This is a genomic window from Lentibacillus sp. CBA3610, from assembly GCF_013373365.1.
Classification (GTDB): Bacteria; Bacillota; Bacilli; order Bacillales; family Amphibacillaceae; genus Lentibacillus.
Genome location: NZ_CP035925.1, coordinates 2,456,866 through 2,483,130, shown reverse-complemented (window position 1 = coordinate 2,483,130; position 26,265 = coordinate 2,456,866). Strand labels below are relative to the sequence as shown.

Here is a 26,265-nt window from a genome sequence, read left to right as displayed (position 1 = left end):
TACTGTATTCGGTATACATCATAGTTGTATTTTAGGAGGGTAGAAGTGCCGAAATATATTAATAATCGTGTTAAAGATCTCGAAACTCCTGGTATACGAGTTTTTTCGAATAGGGTTGGACAGTTAGAAAATGGTGTTAACCTGACCATTGGGGAACCTGATTTTTCAACCCCAGAAGCCGTTAAAAATGCAGGCATTCATGCAATAAAACGTGATTTAACATCATATTCGCACAATGCGGGGTTATTTGAACTGAGAGATACAGTTTCAAAATTCTTTAGAGAACGCTATGGCTTTTATTATAACCCAGAATCCGAAATAGTCATCACCTCGGGAGCAAGTGAGGGAATCGATGCTGTTCTTAGAACCATACTAAATTATGGGGATGAAGTTATTCTTCCTGCTCCTATTTTTTCTGCTTATGAATCTCTCATTCACTTGTCCGGGGCAAAGGTCGTCTACTTGGATACAACAGATACGGGCTTTATACCCGATCCTGCAAGATTAGAAGCGTTGATTACTAATAGAACAAAAGCCATAATCCTAAATTATCCATCAAATCCGACGGGCGTCACTATAAGTAAGGGCTCAATGGATCAAATTGTTAATGTTATAGAGAAGAACGATATTTATGTCTTATCAGATGAAATTTATAGTGAAAATTCGTTTGATAAAAGTCATCAGCCATTTGCAGCCTACTCAGAACTTAGAGATAAATTGTTTCTGCTTCATGGTCTGTCTAAGTCTCATTCTATGACAGGGTGGCGTATTGGTTTTGTGCTGGGTCCGGAAGAGATTATGAATCATGTTATAAAAGTGCATTTATATAACTCCATCTGCGCTTCCCTGCCCAGTCAGTATGCTGCCATTGAAGCACTGACAGGCAGTCAGGATACGCCTGCAGAAATGAATAGTGCTTACATGAAAAGAAGGGATTTTGTATACAAGAAACTGGGGGAAATGGGATTAGATGTGATCCAGCCAAAAGGAGCTTTTTATATTTTCCCGTCTATTAAGGATACGGGTCTAACATCCCTGGAATTGGCAACGAGGCTATTAGAGGATAAACACGTGGCGGTGGTGCCGGGCAGTGGCTTTACATCATACGGAGAGGGGCATATTCGAATTTCCTATGCAAACTCTATGGAAAATTTAGAAGAAGGTATGAAGAGAATGGAAAAATTCATTAACAATCTTTGAATCCCTGGCTTTTATTACGAATTTGAAATAAAGTTTTGACAAGAAAAATGTCGAATTTTATGATGTGTATACAGTGTACGTTTTAATATTCAGAAAAAGGCGTTTATATTTTAGTAAAATACGATTAAGGAGAAACTAAAATTATGTCACAATCAGAGAATTTCACGAATATTGGCCGTTTTAAGAGACAGGAATCATTGGCAACTCAAGCATATGAACTATTAAAGGAAGCGATTATTACGGGAAATTTGAAAGATGGTCAACCATTACCTGAAGAAAAAATGGCGCGAGAATTCGGGATTAGTCGAACGCCATTGCGGGATGCTTTTAAGAAACTTGAAGCAGAAGGGCTGATTAAAGCCGAGGCAGGACGACCTTGTATTGTTGCCAATTTTACAAAGACAGATTCGTCAAATTTTATGGAACTAAGAAGTGTTTTAGAAATTTATAATATAGAAACGGTTATTTCGAAAGTAGATACTGAATTTTTACAATCGCTCAATCAAAACCTTGCTGGACAAATGAAAGCGATTAAACAGAATGCGTATCATGATTTTATTGAGCTGGATAGAAAATTCCATTTATTATTGGCTGCTCAAAATGATAACAGTGAATTCCGGGAGATTAACAGTCGAATTAATACAAGGGTTAATCGGGCTTTTTTGATTTTATCCAGCACCGTACCCAGCAGCGCTGAGGAGGCATATTATGAGCACCTGGAAATTGTTTCGGCATTAGAACAACGCGATGCCAGGCTGGCACGTCATAAAATGATTGTTCATCTCAATAATGTCGAAAAACGTTTTCTTCAATATTATAAAGACGCCCATTCGAATGCTAAATAAAGTGTTTGCCAATGCAAAAAACTGTTATTTTTAAACAGAATATTCACAATATTATTACAATAAAATTTAATCGAAGATTTGAGAACACTAATTAAAGGAGGGGATTAATAAAATATATGCGCATAACATGACGGGGTTATTGCAAAGTTTAAGTCTTATATCAGACTATAACGAAAAATACGAGGGAGGATTTAAATTGAAGAAAGTTATATTATATTTGCTTACTGGGTTATTGATTACATTTGTTCTCGTGGGTTGTAATAGTGATAGTGCGGAAGGTGGAAGTGAAGGTGGAGGAGATACGGTGGAACTGCAACTGGGACATGCGCTTTCTCCTGGCACGCCCGCTAATGAATTAATAGAAGAAATGGCAGGTAATGTAGAGGAACAAACAGATGGGAGGGTTAAAATTAATGTATTTCCTGATAGTCAACTAGGTTCCGAAACGGAGATGCTGGAACAAATGCAGGTGGGCAGTATGGAAGCTGCAACCATTATGGTAGGATCCATGCAGGCACTTGATAAGCGAATGGCGATTGAAGACTTGCCGTATATGTGGAAGGATATCGATCATGCACGTGCAGCATACGATGGCGAATTCGGGGATTACCTAGCGGGAGTCATGGATGAGCAAGGCATGAAAAAAATCGCTTATTTAGAATGGGGTTTCAGACATATAACGAATAATGAAAAACCAATCGTTGAGCCAAGCGATATGGAAGGTGTCAAAATACGCGTGTCGGAAAATAGTTTGCGGGTAGATGCATTTGAACAAATAGGTGCTTTACCGACTTCTTTAGCATTTAGTGAATTATATGGTGCCCTGCAACAAGGAACTGTTGATGCACAGGAGAACCCGCTTGCGAATATTGCTGCAGCTAAGTTTTCTGAAGTTCAGGATTATTTATCACTCACGAAACACTTTTATAATACGACAATGATGGTTATTGATAACGAGACGTGGGACAGTATTTCCTCTGAAGATCAAGAAATCATAATGGAAGAAGGCGAAAGAATAACTAAAGAGGTTCGGGAACTTAACGATGAACAAGAAGAAGAATATATTAATCAATTGAAAGATGAAGGCATGGAAGTTAATGATAATGTGGATACCGCAGCTTTTCGTGAACAGATGTTGCCAGTCTATGAAGAGTGGGAAGATGAGTTTGGACAAGAATTGATGGATATATACCGGGATGCTTCCGGATGGTAAACTTTAACCCCCTGTTTAGGCCGAGACAGCCTAAACAGGGTAACTATAAACTTTTGATAAGTAAATATGTAAATCATTCATCAAAGGGGAAGAAAAACAATAAATTGCTGCGTTTTTATCCTGGTTATGCATCATCATAATAACCGGGTTAACGCTTATAGTTTTTCTTCAAGTGATATCAAGATATCTTGAAATTCCGTTAGCCGGGACAGAGGAACTAGCACGTTTTATGATAATCTGGCTGACATTTATAGGTACCAGTTTAGCAATACATGAAAAGATTCATTTAGCTGTTAAATATTTTGTAAGTTTAGTAAATGAGAACTTACAAAAAATGATCAATATATTAGTTGATATTATCATAATAATATTGTTTGCCATATTAGGGTTTTATGGTTTTGATCTTACATTGTTGTCGATGGGAACAAGCTCTTCAGCATTGCAGGTTCCAATGGGGCTGGTCTATTCAATTATACCAATAACGGCTGTCTTTTCAATCTTGTTTTTGTCAGCTAATATACTTAATGTCCTTAAGAAGGGAGTTGCTTCTTCATGATGATCGTATACATTTTAATTTCATTCTTTCTTCTGCTCTTCCTTGGGACGCCTGTTGCATTCACTATGGGACTAGTGACAGCAGGAATGTTGATTATAAATGGAATATCACTTGAATTAATTGTTCAAAGAATGTTCTCCGGTGTCAATGATTTCTCCTACCTGGCGCTGCCACTTTTTATACTTGCTGGAAACATTATGGGAAAGGGTGGATTAACAAAACGGTTAATCCGATTAGCAAATGTAATTGTAGGTAAATTATCTGGAGGTTTAGCTATGACCTCGGTAGTAACTTCGGCATTGTTTGGGGCAATATCGGGTTCTACAGTAGCGACAACTTACGCTGTTGGCTCTGTAATGGTCCCGAGAATGAAGGAGCAAAAATACAGTGATTCGTTTATTGCAAGTATTATTGGACCGGCCGGAGTTTTGGGATTAATCATACCACCAAGTATCACAATGGTAATCCTTGGAATAACAACCAATATCTCTATAGGAGAACTATTTTTAGCTGGGTTTCTGCCAGGCATATTATTGACTGCAATAATTTGTGTTTATGTAGGTTTCATGTCCAAACGCAAGGGTTTTGGAGTTATTGAGCAAACTGAAGTAAATGCAAAAAAGTTTTTTGTTATTTTTAAAGAAGCATTTTTGCCATTGATGACGCCGGTTTTTATATTGGTAAGTATTTTCAGTGGTTTTGCAACAGCAACTGAGGCAGCAGTTTTAGCTGTAATATACGGCTTTGTATTATCATTGTTTTATAAGGAATTAAACATAAGTAAATTTAAAGAAATAATGATTAATTCTGCAGTCACTTCAGCCACTATATTAATCATTATATCTGCGGCTAATGCTTTTACTTATATGTTGACAACTAACAGAATTCCTAATATGATTACAGACTTCTTTCTTCAATATGCAAGCACACCAACTCAGTTTTTGCTAATCGTTTCGGTAATCTTACTTATCCTTGGAACATTGACAGAGGTCACGTCCCTTATTATTTTATTAGGTCCAATTTTTATGCCAATAGCTATGCAATATGGAATAGACCCAATACATTTCGGTATGATTTTAATTATGAATTTTGCCCTGGCGAATATCACACCTCCTGTAGGATTATCACTGATTGCGGGGGCTAGTATAACCGATCGGGATATGGGAATAGAGCATACATTTCCGTATATATTGCATGTGATTGCCATTTTAGCAATTTTTGTATTAGTTATTATTTTCGTTCCAAGTATTTCAACTAGTGTTCCAAACTTGTTTGAATAAATAGCTGTGGAGCATTATTCATGTGTTAAGAGAGGGTGAATTTTTTGATAAAAGGCGTAACTGAAAAAAGGGAGATTAAGAATCCCCATGGGGGAAGCGGAAATATTGAAATTGCTGAACTATTAAATTCTGATGATACCATGGGTAATGTGTCTTTGTTGGCACATGTAAAAGTGCCGCCACATTCTAATATTGGATTTCACCAGCATTGCAAAGAAGCCGAGACTTATTACGTGTTAAGCGGAGCAGGTTATTTTATTAATAATGATAAAGAGCGTATCCCTGTTAAACCAGGTGATGTATGCCAGATTGATTTTGGACAGGGACATGGATTAGACAATCCCAATGAAGAGGAAATGGAAATCATTGCTGTCGTTTATCCTGAACGCGTTACAGAAACAGAATAGTTACTGAATCTTGCATCAATTAAACAACTTTGGAGGTATACCTATGTTTCATCAACTTAAAAGTCTTTCCACCAAAGAACAAGTTGAAACAATCACGCGTCATTTAGTCGGCATAAAGAGCATCAACAGTACAGTTGGAGAAAGGGTCATAATTGACGAACTCTATCAGATGCTGCAGTCCTTTCCGTATTTTCAGCGTTATCCAAATAACTTATGGACTCAGGACGTTGAAGACGATCCAGTCGGCCGCAAGAATTTATTTGCATTCGTGGAAGGTTCTCCCGAGACCAAAGACACCATCATATATCATGCACATATTGATACCGTCGGCGTAAACGACTTCGGTGCTCTGAAAGACCGTGCTTTTGCACCGGATGACCTCGAATCATATTTTGCCGGATACACCTATGATGAGGAATTGAAGCAGGAGGCGCAAACGGGTGACTGGTTGTTTGGGCGCGGTGCCCTCGATATGAAAAGTGGTGCAGCCGTTCACATTGCAAACCTTCTATATTTTTCCGAACATACCCGGGAATTAAACGGAAATATCCTGTTAATATTGAACGGTGATGAAGAAAGCGAGCATAAGGGAATCATTACTGCTTTATCGGAGTTAAAAAGCATGCAGAGAGCACATGGCTTAAATTATGTCATGGCAATTAACACCGATTTCACGACGCCGTTATATGACGGGGATAAAAATAAATATGTTTACACAGGGACAGCAGGTAAAGTGTTGCCAAGCTTTTTCATTTATGGCCGGGAGTCACATGTTGGCGACACACTTGCAGGGATTGACCCGAATTTTATTGCGGCCAAAATAACTGAGCGCATTCATAACAACTATGCACTGGCGGAAACAATACCTGGGGAGTATGTCCTGCCTCCGACCTGTCTCTATCAGCGGGATACAAAACAGCAGTATACCGTCCAGACGGCTCCGAGCAGCCAGCTTTATTATAACTACTTTTTATTTGAAGCCACGCCGGAGGAAGTACTTGATCAGCTTCTGGCTGAGACGAAACAGGCATGTACAGAAACGGCGCATTATCTGAGGGATCAGTTTAATGCCTTCACGTCGAAAACCGGATATCCGACGCGGAATTTATCATGGGATGTGGAGGTAACAACCTATCGGGAATTCAATGCGTATCTTGAAGCCAAGGGTATCGATACACAGGCGGTCATAAACCAAGTGCTGGCTGATAATGATACAACAGAATTGCGCGAACTGAGTTTTGAAATTGTCAGCGCATTGCAGGAGCTGGATCCGAATAAAAAGCCACGGGTTATTCTGTTTTTCGCACCGCCGTTTTTGCCGCATAACTATTTGAAAGATAATGACAGCAGGGATGAATTTATTAAGGAATCTATTGAGAAGGCGATTGAGGCTGTCAGTGAAGAGACCGGGGAGAAATTCGCTATAAAGAAATTTTTCCCTTACCTAGCGGATGGCAGCTTCCTGTCCATCCATGAAGCTAAAGAAGAATTGCCGCCTTTGTTGGATAATCTGCCTGAGTGGAAAAGACATTATAATATTCCATTTTCAACCATCAAAGAATTTAACCTGCCATCTATTAATATGGGAGTATATGGGAAAGATGGACATAAATGGACGGAACGCGTTTACAAGCCATACTCCTTTGAAACACTGCCGACGCTAATACGAAAAACAACAGTTCATATACTGAATGAATATGCGTTCGTGTAGATTATGACTACCCAGAATTTCAAGAACCTTATTTCCGGATTGCCCATCATCAGCTAGGGCTGAACGGGACAACGTCAGATGAAACCGGCACGTTTCACGTTAACAGGGGTGTGACCTTTCTACTGCATCCCTTTCTCGGTACAATCGTCACTGCTCCGGAACGAGGAGTAGAAAACACGCTGGTCAGCCAAGGACCTTGGGGCGGCAATATCGATGTCCGTGATGTATGTAAAGGCAGCAAAGTTATAATGAACACCTACCACGATGGAGGGTTGTTATTTTTCGGTGATGGTCATGGTTCGCAGGGTGATTCAGAATATACCGGATTAGCAGACGAGAGTGCAGTAGATACTATCGCGAAGTGTGATATCATACCGCAGAAGACGATTCCGGGTGTTTTGCGCATTGAAAAACCCGAAAGCATCATTCAGGTCGATAGCGCAAAAAATGCCGGCAGTATGGACAGGGCACTTAATGGAGCCTTTATAGGCATGATGCAATGGCTAACTGAGGAGTATGGTATGGATTCCAAAGAAGCGTACCTCCACTTTACGGCCAATTCTGAAATACGGATTAATACGTACCAGTTTGTGGGTCCGTCCATGTATGTGGTAGGAGTGGAATTTCCTAAAATAGGTTGGGATCACACAAATGAGTATTTTGAGGAAGGGGAAATGTGTTTCTGGAAATGCTTTTCTCCTTTTGAATGAATTTATTTTATTTTGTAATGATAAACGTTGGGCTATTAAAAGACTGTCCCAAAGGTATCAACTTTTGGGACAGTTTTACATTTGGAATATTGCCTATTCCTCTTTGTCATTTCTCAAGCAATTCGTCTGCACTATCGCTAAGGGACTGATAAGCCCTTTCGGTAATTACTTTTTCCTCTTTAAACTGATTTATTAATTGTTTAAACCCATCCATATGCTTGATTACTTTATCCGCTTTTTCTTCCGCTTCATAATGACTCACTGCATTTAAATGTGTTTTTAAGAATCTAACAGCATTATCGTTTACAAATTCCCCTTCTTCTGCAAGTTCCTCGACAAGCGCTATGATCTTGGCTACGCTAATTTCATCATCCGCTGTTTATAGGGTTCCAGTATGTCATTAACCGTATTTAGTTTCCCGTTTTTCATGACCATTTTCACATTAGCTGCATCTTCTATATTTTCTAATGGATTGCCTTCTACCATACACGGGAGCCATCAATCGGTTCACCACTTGCAAAAAGACGTGGGGCAACGCAAGCGCCGGACGTAATGGCTTCACGATCTTCAATGGAACGGTAAGCTGGATCGCCCACTGAAATGGTGCTTGTGATACCAAAGGAAAGCAACTGCCGGCCTTGACATCCTCCAAGAAATAAAGCTGAAAGTTCTTGATGTACGTGTGCATCCCACAATCCAGGAATAACCGTCAGATCACTTGCATCCACATACTCTCCTTTATGGGATTCATCATGCGGCCTAACATCTTCAATGCGGTTGCCTTTGACTATAATATCAACATTTTCCCTCATCTCGGAACTTTCTCCATTCCACAGGTTTCCCGGAATGATCACCGTGTAACTGCTAAACTAAAGTAAACACTTTTCGCTAAATAAAAATGAACACTTGAGTGAGCCGCTTTTTTTCATAAATGTTACATGCCTATCTCACCCCTACAATCGAAGTGAACCTGGAAAAGGTGGCGTTGTCAGCCGAAAAAAATAAAAAATATTTTTCATTTTCATGCCCCCAAATGACAAATTGTTTCGATTGTAGGGGTGAGAGATCGTCTATTAATCTAATGTTTATGGGGGATGAAAATGGCGAAAGGTGACATCACAATCGAGGAGATTTTCAATCAAAACGAGCGGCGGATTTACTATTACATCCATCGGCTGAACATCCAGGATTCCGCATCATGATATTATCAGGAAGGTCTGGTTGCGATGTGAACGCTCTGAGAAATACGGCCGGAGAAGGACCAATGGCAACGTATTTCAACTATATCTCTGTAATCGCATGATTGATTTGATGCGGAAGGAAAACAACGAGCTGGATAAGCTGTCACGTTATGCCAACGAGCACCGGTCGGATTTCGATGATGGTAATTATTATCACAGCAAGGGCAAGCGTCACTCGGTGGTAAAAAATGAAGTAGATGTTGTAGATGACCATGCAACGTTTTGGCGTGAAGTGCGTGACCAGCTATCGGAAAACCAATGGAATGGGTGCAACATCATATTATCGAGGACAAGCCGTTACGGAACTTGCTGAACAGGAAGGTGTGACTGTCGAGGCGGTGAAGAGTTGGGAAAGGCGCCGAGAAAGGAAATTGCCGCGAGTTAGTTGTGGGTGGCCTGCCACTTCCGGTCATTTTACCCAAGGACGATGGCTATGAATACTGTTAAAATAAATAAATGGAGTGATTTACGCTCCTCCACGAGAGATCGAAAAATTCTTGTAATATTTCAAACTGAGCTGGTTAAAGATCTATGATTCGGCATGATGGGGATAAGGATTTTTGAATTAACAAATTCATTTATTACCCTTTGCGTGATTTTTTAACGCATTATCATATATTCTCTCAAGATGAAGCCGTTCCTCAATATCGGTCGTTATCTCACCTAATCTATCAAATAAGTTAATGATTGTGTATGTATTATTAAGTGTTTCCTTAATTTCTTTGACCCGTTCTTTGGTCTCTTTAGAAAAAGCTGTTTTACTGTAAATAATTTTTTTGAAAATATCATATAGGTTATCTTCTGATAGGTAAGGAGATTTTTTTATAACATTGATTAAATTTAAGGCGTTATTTCTAAGATCAGCAAAGCGATTTAGATTTTCCAATTTATTTGATATATTGCTTACTGTAACCGCATGACTGATAGACAATACTTGTTCTTGAAGAACACTAAATTTCATTCCTTCGTCACTATGAACGCGGAAACGAAAATCTATTGTGAGTGCCCCATCCGCAAGTTCATTATTTTTTATCATTATTCCAAAATACACATATCCAACTTGTTTGATTAAAAAAGGATTTTCCTGCTCTATAAATATGTATAAATCAGAATCAGTAATATATGCCTTATTCATACGAAAGGTAGTACGTTGCCTTTTGGCATAAATATTTACGGAATAAAGTGCCAAATAGATCGCCAAATGATTATCGTAATTCTTATATCTGGTTGATGTGTGTGCCCTTATAAAATAATTATCATTATCGGCTTTTAAAATTCTGTATTGGTTAGTTTTATTTGAAACTTCTCTTAACAACTTATTTGTATTATACTCAAGTAAATCAAGATGTTGGTTTTCTAAGCAGTAATTTGAAAACTTCCCCATGGAAAAGTTATACTCTAAAAAATCATAAGTGAAAGAATAAATACCTTCAGCCAAGAGTTCCCGATCGCCGGGGATGTTCCTATCAGGGGAAAACTCTAACACCATTTGCGACTCGCTAAAACCAGCTAATCTAATACTATCCAAGGATGCTATTATGTCAAATTTAATACAATCGATTTGATTAAAGCCCTCTAATAATGATCTAGTTCCTTTTATTTTTAGCAACTCTTCCATTTCTCCACATTTTTCAAGTGGGAATTTTTTACTAACTATTTCATCTATTTCTTCTTCTCTTATTAAATGCCTTAGATCAGATATTTTAGCTTGATATGGTGTTATCGAATCATGCGATAAATTCACTTCATATAACCTTTTCATTTGTATGCACCCCTATAACCAATTCTCTGTTTTAGACTATATGGTTATGGGTGTTCAAGTATGTCAAAAGAACGTAAGCGTCAGATAAAATACACGTAATAATTTAGGTGCCTGTTACCACTCAAACGAGTCAATTTGATGTCATGAGCATCTATCGGTTGCGGGTATGACGAATACGAATTATCAAATCCCACCATTTCGGGACCCACATCATTCCGCGTCAGCTGTTTCGCTTATTGGTGGAGGAACGAATCCAAAGCCGGGGAAAACAACTTATTTCCAAAGTTATGTCACTCATCAACAAGCGGTATGCTGAATATTAAAACATGAAGAACCGAATCACCGGCCATGTGTTTGAAAAACGGTATTATGATAAACAATTAGAATCGAAGAAAGGGATGTTCGAAGTAAGTCGGTATATCTATTTAAACCGGCCGATGCCAAAATGGTGATGAAGGCACAAAACTATCAGTGGAACAGTTATGGGTGCCTGTCAATGATTAAAAGGAATGATACGAACTGAAAGCTGGAAAAGGTTATTTTGATAATACTAGTAGTTGTGAAGTCATCACAAATGAAAAGAGGGTATAATTTTGACAAGAAAAACGACGGTGTAATTTACCTAATCGAATTCCCGTATTTCCTAATGGCGTGGAGCCAAGAATAGTTGAAGGATGTTGAGCCTGTTAATGTTCACTTTTATATGTTAAAAGGTGTTGATATGATATAATCAATGTAGATAAAGAACGTAATTGTAGTAGGCATCATATTATATTTAGGTGGTAATAAAACGTGGGGCTGGGGAATATAAAAGAGAAGAAACTATTATATCATTTAACAAAACTATCCAATATTGATTCAATTATTGAAAAAGGCCTTACACCAAGAAAATTAATTAAAAATCATGAAATTTTATTTCAAGATGTGGCTGATCCTGACATAATTTCTAAACGCACTGTACTCGATCTTCAGGAATTCGTCCCATTTCATTTTCATCCTTACTCTGCATTTGATACGGCCGTAAAAAGCAAGTATAGTGAGGAAGAATTCGTTTATATATGTATTCACAGGGAAAAAGCAAGGTACAATAAGTTTAAAATATTACTAAAGCATCCTTTAACGACGGAACAACCCAAACTTTACGATTATGATGAAGGATTCGAACTTATAGACTGGGACACAATGCATACCATGGGAAATGAAACGGATTATAAAAAACATGTAAAAATGGCTGAATGTTTAACGTCTAAAGTAATTCCAGCAAAACACTTTCAATGCATTTATGTGAAGAATGATAATACAAAGCAATTAGTTGAAGAGAAATTACAAGTTCATAAAATTTCTGCTCGTCCACCGTATGTGAACATTGGTGAATGGTTTGATACTTAACGAGGGAAAGTGGGGTGATAGTATGATTAAATATACCACGGGTGATTTATTTCAATCTTCAACAGAAGCACTGGTGAACACGGTCAACTGTGAAGGGTACATGGGAAAAGGTATCGCCTATCAGTTTAAACTGAAATATCCGGAAAACAATAAGGATTATAAAAGAGCTGTAAAATCAGGTGATTTGCGCATCGGTACACTTCATCATTTTGAAGAGAACGGAAAGATCATTATAAACTTCCCCACTAAAGATAAATGGCGAGCTAAATCCAAAATGGAATACATCGAGAAAGGATTAAATGCGCTTATTTTGTTGATTGACCAGTTAAATCTTAAGTCAGTAGCCATCCCACCATTAGGAAGTGGCAATGGCGGCCTGAATTGGCAAGACGTGAAAAAACTAATGGAGGAAAAAATGGCTGTTGTAGATGATAATGTAGAGATATACATTTATGAACCATCACAAAATTATAAAGTCCAACCGAAAGTGGAACCAAAATTGAGTTTATCTGCCCTTATACTAATGGATATCAAACATCACTTACAAAGATTTAATAAACTGCGATTACAGAAAACTGCCTTTTATATGGATGTTTTATCTGGTGAATCATACTTTAAATTTCAAAAGTATAAGTTCGGACCGTATGATAACGGAATTAATATTATTAGCCGAAATATTAAAGAATTTCAAGATTATCATGGGGTCAAGAAGACAGGAGAGGCTTATTACATTCTTTATAACAAACTGGTCAGTGATCAAGTTAATTCAAAACTGCAAACGTTACAGCCGTTTGTAAAAGAAGCTGCTGAATTAGTCAATAAATTTTCCAGTGACCACGAACTAGAATGTGTGTCAACGATTACGTATCTATTGAAAGAAAACCAGGAACTGAATGAAGAAGAAATTGTTGCAGAATTTAAAGTATGGTCGAAGGATAAAGGAGACAGATTTTCTGAATCTGAAATTAGGCAGGGCATTCAAACGCTTTATGAAGCCCGTATTATTGAAAAAACATTGATGGGATATATTATCAATCAGTCACACGCATTGCATTATAACTGATTTTTTACTTCAATCGGGGACTTGTCATTTCCCAACTTTGACTAATCATGTCGGTGTAGTCGCTTTATCTCTACAGTCCGGGTAAAGAAAAGTGTCATGAGCAGTTTACCATGACACTTTTTCTATGTAGGTCGACTTTGGTCTGAAGGGATATTCTTTTATTTTTAAATCATTGTGTGCAAATCCTAATCGGGTAATAGCGCCGTCGTTTCACCCTCTCCCAAACCTCCCAACTCACATTCCGGTCCGCTCCACTTGTTTTTCCAGCACATAAGATGATACGTCCACCGGTAGTTGGCGCCATTAATCTCGGCCGAATTGAAAGAGGTGAAAGCGACACGACCATCACAAATTTCATACCGGATGGTGTCTGTCACTCCCCGATGTAGTATACAGGAATTTAAGAAAAATGCCTTATTTGAAAATATCACTTTTAAAAGAAGCCACTACTCACTAGGAATAGTGGCTTGATTTATTTTTATCCAAACAATCCCAATAACCAAGGAGCAGCATATAAGACCATAAACATCACACCGTAGTTAACGCCATTTTTGTAAAGTAAACCGGCCACCAATGCTACCAGCAGTGTTCCGAAAATGTTAAGAAAGCCTGCATCCATAAATGCCAACATGACCACCAGACCAGAAAATAGACCTATTAGTGCCTCATGTGGAATGTATTTAAATACAAACCGAACAATGCTTTGTGCGTATCGAACGATTATATAATAGGTAAAAAGTAATGCTATGACAGCACCTATTACGGATACGATTAATATTTCCGTGATAGATAACAGATGGTGTATGTTATGTTCTGGTGTGAATTCTGGGGGAGCATTAAACAATCCGGCTGCAGGACCAATTGCCATTGGAGATAGCGGCAAACCTATGGCAATAAGAGGAATTAATGTCCCGGAAATGTATGCTGCGTTTGTGACACCATCCATAGTTGCCAGAGCTCTGGAAGCCCTCTTGATTGGGTCCTTAACGTGTCTGGTCATAAATTCACCAATAAATACAGTCATACCCACTGGTGTAAGAAAAAATGTCAGTGTTCCTATGACACTTCCTAAAGCGGAACTTCCCGACTCTTTTTTATCCAATATTTTAAAAGGATTCGGAAGCCCTTTTTCTGTCTTGGTTTTTCTGATTTGAATCTCTTTCTTACCTAAGAATGGTAAACTGTCTCTATGATTCTTGTCTATTAGTTCGATTAAAGAGAATACAATGGGGCCAATGGTGATGCCCAGAAAAAACGAGACAAAGATTGATGTATCATCTGGTATAATGTCCAAGCCCCAATAAAGGTGTTGTAATCCTTGCAGCAGAATTGCAAATGGAATAATAATCAATAACGATAAAATCTTGTTTTTAGCCAAAAGAGCTAAAAATATAGCACCTAATGTGAAAATAAGACCTGAGTGCTCGCTAATGATATCTGCGTATGGAATGATCAGACTAGCTACTATAAAACTGAGTGGAATAGCCACTAATGTACCGATGACAGATCCGGAAGACATCTTTTTAATCGAAATATCAGGAACTCCATGTTCCTTCAGAGTCATCGCATGCTCAACCATCGGTGCTGACATGACGCCACCTGGAATTCCTGCAACAGCGACAGGAATTGAATCTGTCAGTTTCTTGGCGATAATGGCGGACATGAAAAATGCCAGGATTACATATGGTGAAAACCCTAACAAAACCAAGGCGATTGTCACCGGTGCAAGAACAGCTGTTTCGTCAGTGCCCGGTGCGATGCCTATCAATGTATAAAGTCCAGCTCCTAATATTGCCGCTATAACGATTTGAAATATTAAAATCGGATCCATTAGGACTCCTCCTCCATATCTTCAATCACTCTTTTAGGTTTAATGATGATTGTACTAATGATAAAACCCAATACACCACCAACCAGTCCGAAAATCAACGGTTGTGGATCATCTCCAGGTGCTACGATAAACCCACCAAGGGTCGTTACTATACATATAGCCATTGCTATCAATAAATCTTTAAGGTTCACATTGTCACCCCAAATATCAAAGAATGACTGTTGCTTTTGGGACATGCGTTCTCACTCCTTTTAATGCTGATTTTTCTATGATTGAAGGTTTTTAACAATCTCCTTGATTCCATCAAACGTGTAGGATTCATTTTCGGCAGCAATCCTGATAACTTCATCAATTTGTTCATCCTTTGCACCAGCCATTGCGGCCATATTTCTGGCATGTAGTTTCATATGTCCTTTTTGGATACCCTCTGTTGCTAAAGCTTTTAATCCTGCAAAATTCTGAGCTAAACCAATTGAAGCTATGATTCCTGACAATTCCTCGGATGTTTGAGCATTTAAAATCTTTGTTGCCGTTTTAGCAACCGGATGAGATTGTGTTGCCCCACCAACCAAACCAATCGCAAGCGGTAACTCAATTGTTCCAACTATGTTGCCATTGTCTCCAAATTCATAACGCGTCAACGTTTCATATTTTCCTGACCTGGCAGCATATGCATGGGCACCTGCCTCAATCGCCCGCGTATCATTGCCGGTAGCCAGGACGACTGCTGTAACACCATTCATGATGCCTTTGTTATGAGTTGTTGCCCGGTAAGGATCGTGCGCAGCCAACTTATATGCGTACATAAAACGATCGGCAGCTTCCCGGTCTTCTCCGAAAGGATTTTCAAATACTGCTCTTGCACGAACAACACGACGATCAGCTAAATTAGATAAAATTCGCAGCACGACTTGACCACCAGTAATTTTCTCAATTAAGGGAGCACTTGCCTCAGCCATGGTATTAACTGTATTTGCACCCATTGCATCTTTGGTATCCACAATTAAATGCACAACAAGCATCTTTTCGTGCTCTGCCTGGATTAGCTTAACTTCCAAATCGATCGCTCCACCTCCAAATGAAACAAGCGTGGGATCCTGTTCATTACAAAAAGCCAGTAATTCTTCTTTAGCCTCATAGAGTTTAGCTGAAGCAAAATATGGATCTTTTAAGCCAGTCACTTGAACTTGAGCTCTCATAATTGATCCGGAATATGATGTGTGAAATCCACCGGTGGAATATGAGTATTTCGCTGCGTGGCTGACAGCAGCAATTACTGATGGTTCTTCTGTGGCCATTGGAACGAAAACATCCTTACCATCTACCTTAAAGTTAACAGCTAGACCTAATGGAATGGGTAATACTCCTATAACATTTTCAATCATATGATCTGCTTGATTTAGACTGAATTTCTTTTCACCTGATAAGATTTTTTGTTCTTCTTCAGAGAGGCCTGCAGATTCAGCTACAATTTCCAGTCTTTCTTCAGGTGATCTTTGATAAAATTTTGAGATGCGTGATGTCATTATGATACCTCCAATTATTGAAACCGATTACATTTTATGAAACAATGTTTAATTTAATTCAACATTGTTGAAAGTAAGTATACAATAAGTTTACTGTGATTTCAATAAATTCACTTTAATTATTATTTTTTACTAATGTTGGAGATAAATATGTTGAAAATCAGTCTGTCAGAGATCAGTTTGATGATAAAACTGATTTATTCTTATGATTTTTTACCTAGTTTAATTCTATTGATGTGGGTGCCTGTCACTATGGATGAGGTATTTTCCTCAGAGACTTTCTTACGTTTCACGATTCAACTGTGCTTTCGGAATATAACGGAGGAGATGTTTTGTTCTTTCATGTAATCAATATTCCACGAAAGATATGTACCCGGAAGAAATAACTGAACGTGAAGAATTTGAAAATTCACCGCATGAATTGACGAGGGGCGGCAGCTGCATCGTTGGTCCTCTTGGAGAGTATGTGGCAGAGCCGGTATTTGGAGAAGAAAAAATCATTTATGCTGATTTGAACCTTGATAAGATTGCTGAAAGTCACTTTGATTTTGATGTTGCAGGACATTATTCAAGACCAGATATTTTCCAGTTGAGGGTTAATGAAAAAAAACAGGAGAACGTGGTATGGGATAAATAGGATCGTTTTGCCTGGCAGGTTCAAGAAACTGGGTAAATTAATGGAAAAGTTAATTTAGAACAAGCAAAGTAGTTGAAAATCAAGCCACTGCCAGAATCATGAAATACGAGCCTTGCAGTGGCTTTTTTGGATGCGGAAATTGAAAAGAACACTTTGGGGGAGTGTTTCTATCAAATTACTCTACGCTTGTCATTAGCAACTTCGATTAATTGAATAATTCCAAGTGTTTCCTCCTTTGGTATGGGATTTTTCCCAGTTTCAAAGAAGGAAATGATCTCTTTTAATAAACAAGCATAATAAGAGGTTTGGTCCTGATAGATTGGTAGATGAATCGACTTGTCCTCATAGTGTAGTACTGCTTCAAATTTTCCGTGCCATTTATGATCACCGCGAATAATCCCGAAGCTGCCATCCTGCCATTCGGCTGTAATCACATCATAATTATCAGTTCCCTGAGCGTGAACGCTTTTATAATGCGGTCCTAAAAACGTCACAAGTATCTCTATCATATGAATGCCGTACCAAAAATAATAGGGTATTTCTTTAATAAAAGGTAGCGGGCCATTCAAATAAATTCCTGTTGGCTTCTGTCCTGTTTTTTCAGATCTTGTTATTTCTTCCTGTAGTGATTCAGCATAACGCAGGGAGGAAGAACTCATGATGGGTGTGTTATAGTATTCGCTTATGGCAAATATCTCTTGTGCCTCTTGAACTGTTACAGCCAAAGGTTTATCGATAAAAACAGGTTTCTGATAATGTGCAACACGTTTAAATAGCTCTAAATGGTTTCTTCCATCTACAGCAGTTATCATCATGGCGTCTGTCTGTTCGGCTATTGTTTCGATAGAATCAGTGATTGTCACATGATAGGTGTCCTTTAAAATGTTCGTGAATTGATTTACTCTGTCCCGACTTAAGGCTAAATCCTCAGAGGGGGATGGACAGCCTAAAACGACCTTTGCCTGGTTGAAGTGACTACTTTGATCATGCAATAATTTTGTGAAAATTTCCACATGAGATGTGTCTAAGCCTATCATTCCAATTTTCAAACCCAATGGAATCACCTCGTTAAAAGCATTTTATAAACTTGCCGTGGTCGACCTTTTGTCTGTTGTTTCTCAATACCAGTGATTTCTACAATGTTTGCATCCAGCCAAGCCAGTAATATCCGGTGTGCACTTCTTGTTGTCACGCCTAATGAAACAGCAAGGTCCTGAGCTGTAAACGTATCATTATGCTGACGTTGAATGATTGAATTCACTTTGCGCAAATAATAGGGGGATATATTAGTCTCCTCAGTTAACTTCAATAATTCCTCGTCAGTGATATTTAATGGATAGGTGAGTGGCGCGTCTTTATCAATTGGCCCAATTACGCTGCGATCTTCTTTCACGATAAAGCATTCTTCTCCTCCAAAATCAATTGATTGGGTCAAAGCCATTCGCGCGTGTGAACCCGCTTCATTTGCGGATACACCAAACCCGATTCCAACCGAAATACGTACGTTTCGCTCTTTTTTCATTTCCTGGATGAGTGGAAAATATTTATATCCTTGTGTCACACGCTCAAATGTTCCTCGTGTGGTCACAAACATATACTCATTTCCGCTTAGAGCTGTTAAATATCCCTCCAAAACTTCCACAAAGTCCAGGATTGCTTTTTGAACATCCAGATAAAGTCGTTGAATTCGTTGTTCTGACGTGAATTGTCGTTTTAATTGATCCATGTTGTCGATATGGACAATACCAAAAACAATTTGTGACTCGAGTTTTTTTCGTTGCTCCGTTGATAAAAGTGCTCGTTCCAATGTGACAATAATATCTTCTTCTGTCGGCACAATCCATTCGTTTGGAACTTCTTTTTTTGTTAAGGCTTTAGAAACGACTTTTAATCCAGTTAGTGCACAATCGGTCTTTTGTTTTTTGTAAGCGGCTTCATGAAAGGCGACGATTTCGTCAGTTTGGGCTAAGGATAGTCTGGAATCGTAATGAATGCTCGTTATGGATTCATTCAACTCCTGGTTGATTCGGTTAATTTCATGTGGGGATAAGGTATCAATGGAAATCATATTAAAGTTTGTTAGGCGTTTTTGTAATTTATATAACGAACGATATAAGGAGCCACCTTTTATTGGAATAAAATGTGCTGGGAGGTTGCTCGGTATTTCATGTTTGGAAATGGAATAAGGGATAAACCCGGAATACAGTAGTACATCACATTTTCCAATTAAAGCTTTTGTAAATTTAGGCGCGTCATAGATATTATTGGAAGTTTGATAGATGGGATCGAAATTCGGGAACATATCCATTGAGCGCTTAATTCGACTGTTTGTCCAGCTTGGTCCAATTATTCCAATGGTTATCATGGTTACGTCTCCTTCACCATAAAGTATTAAACGTCCGTTATCGTTCTATTTTTACCATATAAAATGCCATAATTAGTTAAACCCGATAAGTTCAAAATAGTAATCGATGGGGAATGAATCACCCCATCGATTGAGCTTCATCTCCAAGCTTTGAGTTAAACTTGTTTCAGCCATTTTGCAAGATTTTCTTTGATGAAGTTATCATCGGATAAGTGCGGGTAATCCATATAAACCCGATCTATTTCCGCCGATTGTCGCGGGCTTAATTTCTCTTCATCCCGTAAGCACCAATTCCCTTTCAGGAGCCCTTGCCGTGCAAGGACTTCATTGATGCCGGCAATACATCCTTTAAAATGATTCGCTGCATCAAAGAAAGCTGCGTTTGCATCAGTTACTTGATGTGCCAATGGGAAAAATTGCGTTAAATCTCCATTTTGTTCACGTATTTGCTTAATTTGCTCAAATTGCTCAACAGCCGTTTTCGTCCAAACGGCCCAGTGTCCTAATAAACCACCTACTATGTTTTTGGATACCATTTTATCGTCAGCTTTCACCTGATAAGTTGTCAGTAAATCTTGAATGATATTGTCATCATTTCCTGTGTAAAGGGCAACCGCATCTTTTCTACTGGAATGGCATACAGCTCTTACGACATCCAATGTTTTATAACGATCAAATGGTGCAATTTTGATAGCGTGCACATTCGGAATTTCAGCAAATTTTTTCCAAAAATCATAGCTCAGCAATCTTCCTCCAATGGCTGGCTGCAAATAAAAGCCAAAGATGGGAATTTCCGCTGAAACGTGTTCAGCATGTGTCAGTAATTCTTCTTCCGACCAATCATGTAAGCCTCCAAAACTTAACAGACCTAAATCATAACCTAATGTTTTCGCGATTTCAGCCTCTTGAATAGCTTGATCTGTCGGTCCGCAAATGCCTGCTATCTTTATAAACGGTCGCTTTAAATCACGACTGTCGACTTCTTCTGCAGCTAGCATTAGTACTTTTTCGAACAGCTGAAATTCAGGATCACGAATATCAAATTGCGTTGTATGAACACCAACGGCAATGCCACCAGCACCAGCATCGATATAATAGTTTGTTAAGGCGCGTTGGTGTTGTTCATCCAATTTTTTATCTTCTGTAATGGCAAGCGGATGTGCAGGAATAACAGTTCCTTCAAATAAAAGTTCTTTGATAGCTGTGTTTAACATGTTAAAACGCTCCTTGTCTTTCTTGGAAGTGGGTTGGTTTGTCTACCATTTCACCACCATGTCTTAGCCAATTGGCTGTCCACTCGATCATCTGCCGCAATGTCACACTTGGGTACCCGAACAATTGATGTGCTTTACTTGCATTATTAAGGAGTGCATTTGGTGCCTCTATATTTGTAAAAGAAACCTCTTTGCCAAAATATTTACCAAACTCTTCTGCTAACCAGCGAACGGAAATCGTTTCTGGCCCTGTGATGTTTAAAACGGCAGGGTCCGTGTTGCAATGAAGTAATGAGCGAATGGCATACTCATTGGCATCGCCTTGCCAAATAACATTGACATGTCCGGTTGTTAAATCCACTGGTCTTTCCTGATATACTTGTTTTGCGATTTCCAATAGAACACCATATTGCATATCAATTGCGTAATTTAAGCGGAATAGCAAAACCGGTGTATGATTTTGTTTGGCAAAATATGTGAATAGACGCTCTCTCCCTAAACACGATTGAGCATAGTCTCCAACTGGATCGACTGGTGTTTCCTCTGTACATCCTGCCTTTGTGATATCAGCAAAAGGATAGATATTTCCTGATGAAAACACAACAATATTCGAATGAGAAAACTTTTCAGCGACTCTTCCTGGCAGGTACGTATTCATGGCCCATGTTTGATGCTCATTGCCCATTGTTCCAAATTTCTTGCCAGCCATAAAAATAATATTTTCAGCTTCCGGCAGTGCTTGTAGCTCATTGTCATTTAGTAAATCAGCAGTAATTGTTTCGATGCCGCACGATTCTAATTCTTCTTTTAATTTACCTGAAGAAAAACGGGAGACACCAATGATGCGTTTATTTATATTAGCTGCATCGATGGCACGTTTAGCGAGTTTTGCCATCGATGGGCCCATTTTTCCACCGATACCTAGAATTATAATATCTCCATGAATTTTTTCGATATCCTGTATGAAACGGGATGAAGGTTTTGTCATGATTTCATTTAATTCTTCTATTGTTTGCATGTCATCACCTCATAGTCGATTTTATAGAAAAATATTGTTGATGTTATTAATCGCTAATAAAATGAGTACGATTAACCCAGCGATTGCAATAATGTTTTTGAATAATGTATTTTTTAAATCACCCATAATTTTCTTATCATTGGCAACAACTAATAATGCGATAGCGATAAATGGCACAGCAATGATGGTGATGGCTTGTGCAAAAATAATCATATTAACGGGTGCGCCGCCAAAAATAATGGCAATGATTGAACCGAAAAACATCACGGCAATAATGGCAACCTTCACTTTTACATCGGTGAGTTTGCTTCCAAACCCAAGACTATCAGATAACATGGCACCGCCAATCGTTGAATTCCCCATTAAGGACGAAAATGCTGCACCAAATAAGCCAATCATGAAAAGTATTGTTGCCCATGATCCATAAAGCGGTTCAAGCGCCAGGCCCATGTCTTCAATGGAATTGACTTGAATGCCTGCTGGTCTTAATACTGCTGCTGCAGTGAGCATAACAAGCAGTGAAATAAACCCTAATAAGAAGATCCCCAGATAAGATTCTTTCATTCCATCCTTTGCCATATCTTTCGTCCATCCTTTTTCTTGAACAAGATAGGATTGATAACTGGCGCCAACAATAGAAAAACACGTAGCAGTAAATGCAATGATCAAACCCATGGAACCATCTGGAATGGATGGAATTAGTCCGCCAGCTATTAATCCAATCGATGGTTTTGCCAAAAATACTGTAACTAAAAAGGAAATTAACATCATGGCGACCAGACCGATCATCAATTTTTCCAATGCTGTGTAAAAATCTTTCGCAAATAGTAAAGAAGCTCCGATTATTGTGAAGACACCAACCCAAAATCCAGGACTGAGTCCAAGAATATTTGAAGCGGCTACACCAATTCCAATCGAGTTTCCTGCCTGGAATGAGGAGGTTACCAGGAAAGCTCCTAAACCAATAAGGACGCCACCCCATTTACCCCATTTCTGTTTGATGACTTGAATGAAGCTGATGTCAGATGCAAGCCCAATTCTGGTGCTCATCTCGGTATAAATCATCATAAAAATGACTGTTCCCACAATGACCCAAACCAGATCATTTCCGAAGAGTGCCCCCATTGAGGAAGTGGTTGTTAAACTTCCAGGTCCTAGTACCAATGCAGATGTGATTAATGCTGGACCTAAAAAGAATAGAATATTTTTTTTGCTACCACGTCCTTTGTTACCGCTTTCAATGACATCATCTTTTACTGATTGCGTTCCCATCAAAACCCTCCTAACAATGATATTGTCTAAAAATTTTATAAATTCATTATATATTATTTTTGAATTAAAGAAAATGTCTTAAATATGTCTTTAAATGGTGCTGTGCGGGGTGATTGAAGATGCTGTTGCTATGGTTCCTATTATTAGCTGAATGTTATCATGGTTTTTTAATTTGTGTTTTTGTTCCCTAAACCAAAAGCAAAAAATTGAATCTTGTAGTCGAAACAGTATTTTCCAGTATTTTCATAGACACCATTAAAATACGGTTATAATAGTCTTTCTAATCCCTACAATCGAAATGAACTTGGAAAAAGTGGCATTTCCCGTTCAGAAAAAATAAAAAGTATTTTTCATTCTCATGCCCCTATTTCCTTAAAAGTTTCGATTATAGGTATGAAGAGAAGTCTATTAAGCTTTAAGGCGGATATTATGGGGGTAAGGATGGCAAAAAATAAGTTCACATTTGAGGAGATTTTTAAACGGAGCGGCGGATTCATGACCACATTTACCGACTGTGAATATTCAAGAATCAAATCAAGGAGGAGAAGCACATGATATAGAACTAGAGCGGGAGGAAGTGGAGAGATTGCTGGTGGAATTTAGGAGCGGGTAAGTTGGTGTTTGTAATATCCCTTTGCCAGGTTAATCGACTACATTTCACGAAGTAAGAAAAAAATTTACAGGAACTTTAAAATTACTATTGAAAAGCGCTTTCATTTGTTATAAACTTTAACTAAACCGATTTACTAAATCGATTTAGAAACATAGATGAGAGGGATAACCCAATGGGGTCAAAAGTGAGAACGATTACAATAACTGATGTAGCAGAAAAAGCAGGCGTATCCAAGAGTACGGTCTCCCAATACCTGAATAAGCGCTATGAGTATATGGGCGAAGAGACCAAGGAACGAATTGCCAAATCCATAAATGAATTAGGATACAAGCCCAATCTGATTGGGCGGTCACTGAAGCAGAAGACCTCCACAACGATTGGTGTTATTGTTGCAAATATTTCGCATGAGTTTTCCACCCAAATTGTCAAATCAATTGAAGACTATTGTAATGCATCCGATTTTCACATCATTGTCTGCAATGCGGAGGATGACCCAAAAAAAGAAAAAAAATATATTGATATGCTTCGTGCCAAACAAATAGAAGGGATTATTGTTTTTCCGACCAGTACAAATATTAATTTATACAAGGAATTGACAGAAGAAGATTATCCACTCGTCTTTATCGATAGAGATGTACCGGAAGTCGATGTAAGCTCGATTATGTTGGATAATAAAAAAGCGGCAGCACTGGCGGTTGAGGAATTCATAACAAAAGGTTATTCAAACCTTGGCATTGTAACGAATACGACAACTAATAACGTCACACCGAGAATCGAAAGGGTCAATGGCTTTATAGAAGCTTTATCAGTAAATGGGTTAGAGGTTAATGGAGATTATATAAAGAGTGTGGGAGTGGACAAGATTAATAGTGAGCTTGAAAAAATGATGCGTTTGAAGATGCCGCCTGAAGCTATACTTGCTGGGAATGATCTGGTGCTGGCTGAAATCCTTAAGTTCGTCAAACACCATCAGTTGAAGATACCTGAAGACCTGGCGGTAATCGGAATTGATGATGTGTCATACGCTTCGATCTATAATCCTGAGCTGACAACGGTGGCACAGCCTACCAGTGACATGGGAAAGGAAGCTGCCGAGCTGCTGCTCAACCGAATAAAAGGTAATCATATGGAGCGAACCAATTATTATTATGAACCAACTTTAATGAAGCGCTCGTCGTGTTGAGACAGGAGGCAATAATTTATGAAGCAAATAATTGAAACGATCGCACGTGAAGTTGCGGACGTTGTAGGCAAAGTGGATTCTGACCAAGCCAAACAGCTGGCCCGGAATGTGGCTGAAAAAGATCGTGTTTTCATCGCTGGATCAGGGCGATCGGGACTGGCTGGCAAGATGTTCGCAATGCGTCTCATGCATATTGGCTATCAGGTATACGTTGTTGGGGAAACCATTACCCCAAGTATTACAGAGGGCGACTTACTTATCGTTATTTCAGGCTCTGGTGAAACAAAGACGCTTCTCAATTATGTGCGTAATGCTAAAGAGGCCGATGCAGCAGTTTACTTAATTACGACAAATCCAGATTCATCGCTGGGACGTTCAGGGGATCTTGTCATCGAAGTCCCAGCCGTCACCAAGAAAACTATCGGTCAGCGAAATACAATCCAGACATTGGGAAGTCAGTTCGATCAGTCTGTACACCTCCTGCTGGATGGTATAGTTGTCTTTTTGCTTGAACATCATGCCAATGTTGAGTCAGCCACATTGACGAAAAAACATGCCAATTTGGAATAGGAGGGAGAGGTTTCATGTTAACCATTGAAAGTTTTCGGCGGGATCCCATTGTGGCCGTCATCCGGCATTCGACTCCTGACACGGTAATACCGGTCGTTCAGGCTCTGAAGGAGGGCGGGGTTCGTTCGATTGAGTTGACCGCCGAAACAAAAGGAATCGCAGGACTCATTGAAAAGGTACGTCATGAATTCGGGGATGACATAATGATTGGAGGCGGTACGATCCTCGATCCTGAAACCGCCAAGGAGGTGATTTCTGCAGGTGCTGAATTTGTTGTTTCACCCACGCTGAATGTGGACACGATTAAAGTGGCCAAACGTTATGGGAAATTGGCAGTACCCGGCGCTTTAACACCTACTGAAATTCTGACAGCTTATGAACATGGGGCAGACATGGTAAAGGTATTTCCTGCCAATATGTTCGGGCCTTCATATATAAAAAGTATACATGGTCCGCTTCCGCAAATCCCATTAATGGTGACAGGCGGTATTACGCTGGACAACATGCAGGCGTATTTGGAGGCGGGAAGTGTTGCTGTTGGTGTGGGCAGTAATTTGGCTGATCCCCGGAAACTGTATTCCGAAAAAGATTTTGAAGATTTAAAAGAGAAAGCAAGGACTTTTACTGATAAGGTAACTCAATAGATTTAAAAATTTAAA

The 26,265-nt window shown here is 38.9% G+C and carries 26 protein-coding genes and 1 pseudogene; 16 read left to right on the top strand and 11 right to left on the bottom strand.

Translation table 11 applies throughout. The features are described from left to right. The first annotated feature begins 45 nt into the window (after nt 1-45). The 8 genes from Len3610_RS12275 (at nt 46) to Len3610_RS12240 (ending at nt 7,922) form a co-directional block, all read left to right on the top strand. Nucleotides 46-1,200 (top strand): aminotransferase class I/II-fold pyridoxal phosphate-dependent enzyme, encoded by a 1,155-nt coding sequence (locus Len3610_RS12275; RefSeq protein ID WP_176448208.1) that lies wholly within the window; start codon nt 46-48, stop codon nt 1,198-1,200. A 143-nt stretch (nt 1,201-1,343) separates the two neighbouring features. Continuing rightward, on the top strand, nt 1,344-2,045 hold the full coding sequence (locus Len3610_RS12270; protein WP_255259592.1) for a GntR family transcriptional regulator: 702 nt from the start codon (nt 1,344-1,346) through the stop codon (nt 2,043-2,045). Nucleotides 2,046-2,241: 196 nt separating this feature from the next. Then, nucleotides 2,242-3,258, top strand: a complete 1,017-nt coding sequence (locus Len3610_RS12265; RefSeq protein ID WP_255259591.1) for a TRAP transporter substrate-binding protein — start codon at nt 2,242-2,244, stop codon at nt 3,256-3,258. A gap of 103 nt (nt 3,259-3,361) precedes the next feature. Next, nucleotides 3,362-3,814: a TRAP transporter small permease gene (locus Len3610_RS12260; protein ID WP_176449653.1), complete on the top strand. Its 453-nt coding sequence runs from the start codon at nt 3,362-3,364 to the stop codon at nt 3,812-3,814. Continuing rightward, nucleotides 3,811-5,094, top strand: coding sequence for a TRAP transporter large permease (locus tag Len3610_RS12255; RefSeq protein ID WP_217994023.1), 1,284 nt, complete (start codon nt 3,811-3,813; stop codon nt 5,092-5,094). Before Len3610_RS12260 ends, Len3610_RS12255 begins: the two co-directional genes overlap by 4 nt. A gap of 44 nt (nt 5,095-5,138) precedes the next feature. Next, entirely contained in the window at nt 5,139-5,501 is a 363-nt protein-coding gene (locus Len3610_RS12250; protein WP_217994022.1) for a cupin domain-containing protein, read from the top strand. A gap of 43 nt (nt 5,502-5,544) precedes the next feature. Beyond that, complete coding sequence (locus tag Len3610_RS12245; protein ID WP_176448206.1) at nt 5,545-7,212, top strand: M20/M25/M40 family metallo-hydrolase; 1,668 nt, start codon at nt 5,545-5,547, stop codon at nt 7,210-7,212. Between the two features lie 110 nt (nt 7,213-7,322). Continuing rightward, nucleotides 7,323-7,922, top strand: a complete 600-nt coding sequence (locus Len3610_RS12240) for an acetamidase/formamidase family protein (RefSeq protein ID WP_176448205.1) — start codon at nt 7,323-7,325, stop codon at nt 7,920-7,922. A 354-nt stretch (nt 7,923-8,276) separates the two neighbouring features. Here Len3610_RS12240 and Len3610_RS21005 read toward each other — a convergent pair whose 3' ends face one another. Beyond that, nucleotides 8,277-8,408 (bottom strand): hypothetical protein, encoded by a 132-nt coding sequence (locus Len3610_RS21005; protein WP_255259590.1) that lies wholly within the window; start codon nt 8,406-8,408, stop codon nt 8,277-8,279. After that, nucleotides 8,402-8,734, bottom strand: a complete 333-nt coding sequence (locus tag Len3610_RS12235) for an amidohydrolase family protein (RefSeq protein WP_176448204.1) — start codon at nt 8,732-8,734, stop codon at nt 8,402-8,404. Before Len3610_RS12235 ends, Len3610_RS21005 begins: the two co-directional genes overlap by 7 nt. A gap of 409 nt (nt 8,735-9,143) precedes the next feature. Between Len3610_RS12235 and Len3610_RS12230 the strand changes: the two genes are divergently transcribed. Beyond that, nucleotides 9,144-9,476 carry a hypothetical protein gene (locus Len3610_RS12230; protein ID WP_176448203.1) on the top strand — a complete coding sequence of 111 codons (333 nt, stop codon included), beginning with the start codon at nt 9,144-9,146 and terminating at the stop codon, nt 9,474-9,476. Between the two features lie 261 nt (nt 9,477-9,737). Here the strand turns inward: Len3610_RS12230 and Len3610_RS12225 are convergent, their stop codons facing one another. Continuing rightward, nucleotides 9,738-10,925: a hypothetical protein gene (locus Len3610_RS12225; protein ID WP_176448202.1), complete on the bottom strand. Its 1,188-nt coding sequence runs from the start codon at nt 10,923-10,925 to the stop codon at nt 9,738-9,740. Between the two features lie 166 nt (nt 10,926-11,091). Here Len3610_RS12225 and Len3610_RS12220 point away from each other — a divergent pair, with 166 nt between their 5' ends. From Len3610_RS12220 to Len3610_RS12210, 3 genes are all read left to right on the top strand, one after another. Beyond that, the gene (locus Len3610_RS12220; protein ID WP_176448201.1) at nt 11,092-11,241 is read left to right on the top strand and encodes an ATP-binding protein; all 150 of its coding nucleotides are present in this window, start codon (nt 11,092-11,094) and stop codon (nt 11,239-11,241) included. A 476-nt stretch (nt 11,242-11,717) separates the two neighbouring features. Next, on the top strand, nt 11,718-12,314 hold the full coding sequence (locus Len3610_RS12215) for a DarT ssDNA thymidine ADP-ribosyltransferase family protein (RefSeq protein ID WP_176448200.1): 597 nt from the start codon (nt 11,718-11,720) through the stop codon (nt 12,312-12,314). 22 nt (nt 12,315-12,336) lie between these two features. Beyond that, complete coding sequence (locus tag Len3610_RS12210; protein WP_176448199.1) at nt 12,337-13,377, top strand: type II toxin-antitoxin system antitoxin DNA ADP-ribosyl glycohydrolase DarG; 1,041 nt, start codon at nt 12,337-12,339, stop codon at nt 13,375-13,377. 478 nt (nt 13,378-13,855) lie between these two features. Here Len3610_RS12210 and Len3610_RS12205 read toward each other — a convergent pair whose 3' ends face one another. From Len3610_RS12205 to Len3610_RS12195, 3 genes are read right to left on the bottom strand one after another with little or no spacing between them, the layout of a single operon-like run. Beyond that, on the bottom strand, nt 13,856-15,208 hold the full coding sequence (locus tag Len3610_RS12205) for a tripartite tricarboxylate transporter permease (protein ID WP_176448198.1): 1,353 nt from the start codon (nt 15,206-15,208) through the stop codon (nt 13,856-13,858). Further along, on the bottom strand, nt 15,208-15,444 hold the full coding sequence (locus tag Len3610_RS12200; RefSeq protein ID WP_176448197.1) for a hypothetical protein: 237 nt from the start codon (nt 15,442-15,444) through the stop codon (nt 15,208-15,210). The genes Len3610_RS12205 and Len3610_RS12200 overlap by 1 nt, the downstream gene beginning before the upstream one ends. A 30-nt stretch (nt 15,445-15,474) precedes the next feature. Beyond that, entirely contained in the window at nt 15,475-16,734 is a 1,260-nt protein-coding gene (locus tag Len3610_RS12195) for a hydroxymethylglutaryl-CoA reductase, degradative (protein ID WP_176448196.1), read from the bottom strand. Between the two features lie 325 nt (nt 16,735-17,059). Between Len3610_RS12195 and Len3610_RS12190 the strand changes: the two are divergent. Then, nucleotides 17,060-17,371, top strand: a pseudogene (locus tag Len3610_RS12190) (nitrilase-related carbon-nitrogen hydrolase); the annotation flags it as partial. Nucleotides 17,372-17,541: 170 nt separating this feature from the next. Here the strand turns inward: Len3610_RS12190 and Len3610_RS12185 are convergent. The 5 genes from Len3610_RS12185 to Len3610_RS12165 all read right to left on the bottom strand — a co-directional run bounded on the left by Len3610_RS12185 (nt 17,542) and on the right by Len3610_RS12165 (nt 23,240). After that, nucleotides 17,542-18,426, bottom strand: coding sequence for a Gfo/Idh/MocA family oxidoreductase (locus Len3610_RS12185; protein WP_176448195.1), 885 nt, complete (start codon nt 18,424-18,426; stop codon nt 17,542-17,544). Nucleotides 18,427-18,431: 5 nt separating this feature from the next. Beyond that, the gene (locus Len3610_RS12180; RefSeq protein ID WP_176448194.1) at nt 18,432-19,736 is read right to left on the bottom strand and encodes a GGDEF domain-containing protein; all 1,305 of its coding nucleotides are present in this window, start codon (nt 19,734-19,736) and stop codon (nt 18,432-18,434) included. Between the two features lie 155 nt (nt 19,737-19,891). Beyond that, nucleotides 19,892-20,950 carry a dihydrodipicolinate synthase family protein gene (locus Len3610_RS12175; protein WP_176448193.1) on the bottom strand — a complete coding sequence of 353 codons (1,059 nt, stop codon included), beginning with the start codon at nt 20,948-20,950 and terminating at the stop codon, nt 19,892-19,894. A 1-nt stretch (nt 20,951) separates the two neighbouring features. Further along, entirely contained in the window at nt 20,952-21,968 is a 1,017-nt protein-coding gene (locus tag Len3610_RS12170) for an NAD-dependent epimerase/dehydratase family protein (RefSeq protein ID WP_176448192.1), read from the bottom strand. Nucleotides 21,969-21,989: 21 nt separating this feature from the next. Beyond that, nucleotides 21,990-23,240 (bottom strand): Nramp family divalent metal transporter, encoded by a 1,251-nt coding sequence (locus Len3610_RS12165; protein WP_176448191.1) that lies wholly within the window; start codon nt 23,238-23,240, stop codon nt 21,990-21,992. 785 nt (nt 23,241-24,025) lie between these two features. Here Len3610_RS12165 and Len3610_RS12160 point away from each other — a divergent pair. From Len3610_RS12160 to Len3610_RS12150, 3 genes are read left to right on the top strand one after another with little or no spacing between them, the layout of a single operon-like run. Further along, nucleotides 24,026-25,036 carry a LacI family DNA-binding transcriptional regulator gene (locus Len3610_RS12160; RefSeq protein ID WP_176448190.1) on the top strand — a complete coding sequence of 337 codons (1,011 nt, stop codon included), beginning with the start codon at nt 24,026-24,028 and terminating at the stop codon, nt 25,034-25,036. Between the two features lie 18 nt (nt 25,037-25,054). Further along, nucleotides 25,055-25,606 (top strand): 6-phospho-3-hexuloisomerase, encoded by a 552-nt coding sequence (gene hxlB / locus Len3610_RS12155; RefSeq protein ID WP_176448189.1) that lies wholly within the window; start codon nt 25,055-25,057, stop codon nt 25,604-25,606. A gap of 14 nt (nt 25,607-25,620) precedes the next feature. Beyond that, entirely contained in the window at nt 25,621-26,250 is a 630-nt protein-coding gene (locus tag Len3610_RS12150) for a bifunctional 4-hydroxy-2-oxoglutarate aldolase/2-dehydro-3-deoxy-phosphogluconate aldolase (RefSeq protein WP_176448188.1), read from the top strand. Nucleotides 26,251-26,265 lie beyond the last annotated feature (15 nt).

Bases quoted from the DNA above. Each gene is read 5' to 3' on its own strand.
- Len3610_RS21005 (WP_255259590.1), bottom strand. From the start codon at position 8,408: ATGGTAGAAGGCAATCCATTAGAAAATATAGAAGATGCAGCTAATGTG.
- Len3610_RS12165 (WP_176448191.1), bottom strand. From the start codon at position 23,240: ATGGGAACGCAATCAGTAAAAGATGATGTCATTGAAAGCGGTAACAAA.
- Len3610_RS12170 (WP_176448192.1), bottom strand. From the start codon at position 21,968: ATGCAAACAATAGAAGAATTAAATGAAATCATGACAAAACCTTCATCC.
- Len3610_RS12255 (WP_217994023.1), top strand. From the start codon at position 3,811: ATGATGATCGTATACATTTTAATTTCATTCTTTCTTCTGCTCTTCCTT.
- Len3610_RS12210 (WP_176448199.1), top strand. From the start codon at position 12,337: ATGATTAAATATACCACGGGTGATTTATTTCAATCTTCAACAGAAGCA.
- Len3610_RS12245 (WP_176448206.1), top strand. From the start codon at position 5,545: ATGTTTCATCAACTTAAAAGTCTTTCCACCAAAGAACAAGTTGAAACA.
- Len3610_RS12200 (WP_176448197.1), bottom strand. From the start codon at position 15,444: ATGTCCCAAAAGCAACAGTCATTCTTTGATATTTGGGGTGACAATGTG.
- Len3610_RS12270 (WP_255259592.1), top strand. From the start codon at position 1,344: ATGTCACAATCAGAGAATTTCACGAATATTGGCCGTTTTAAGAGACAG.
- Len3610_RS12220 (WP_176448201.1), top strand. From the start codon at position 11,092: ATGACGAATACGAATTATCAAATCCCACCATTTCGGGACCCACATCAT.
- hxlB (WP_176448189.1), top strand. From the start codon at position 25,055: ATGAAGCAAATAATTGAAACGATCGCACGTGAAGTTGCGGACGTTGTA.
- Len3610_RS12150 (WP_176448188.1), top strand. From the start codon at position 25,621: ATGTTAACCATTGAAAGTTTTCGGCGGGATCCCATTGTGGCCGTCATC.
- Len3610_RS12225 (WP_176448202.1), bottom strand. From the start codon at position 10,925: ATGAAAAGGTTATATGAAGTGAATTTATCGCATGATTCGATAACACCA.
- Len3610_RS12175 (WP_176448193.1), bottom strand. From the start codon at position 20,950: ATGTTAAACACAGCTATCAAAGAACTTTTATTTGAAGGAACTGTTATT.
- Len3610_RS12180 (WP_176448194.1), bottom strand. From the start codon at position 19,736: ATGATAACCATTGGAATAATTGGACCAAGCTGGACAAACAGTCGAATT.
- Len3610_RS12235 (WP_176448204.1), bottom strand. From the start codon at position 8,734: ATGAGGGAAAATGTTGATATTATAGTCAAAGGCAACCGCATTGAAGAT.
- Len3610_RS12195 (WP_176448196.1), bottom strand. From the start codon at position 16,734: ATGACATCACGCATCTCAAAATTTTATCAAAGATCACCTGAAGAAAGA.
- Len3610_RS12160 (WP_176448190.1), top strand. From the start codon at position 24,026: ATGGGGTCAAAAGTGAGAACGATTACAATAACTGATGTAGCAGAAAAA.
- Len3610_RS12205 (WP_176448198.1), bottom strand. From the start codon at position 15,208: ATGGATCCGATTTTAATATTTCAAATCGTTATAGCGGCAATATTAGGA.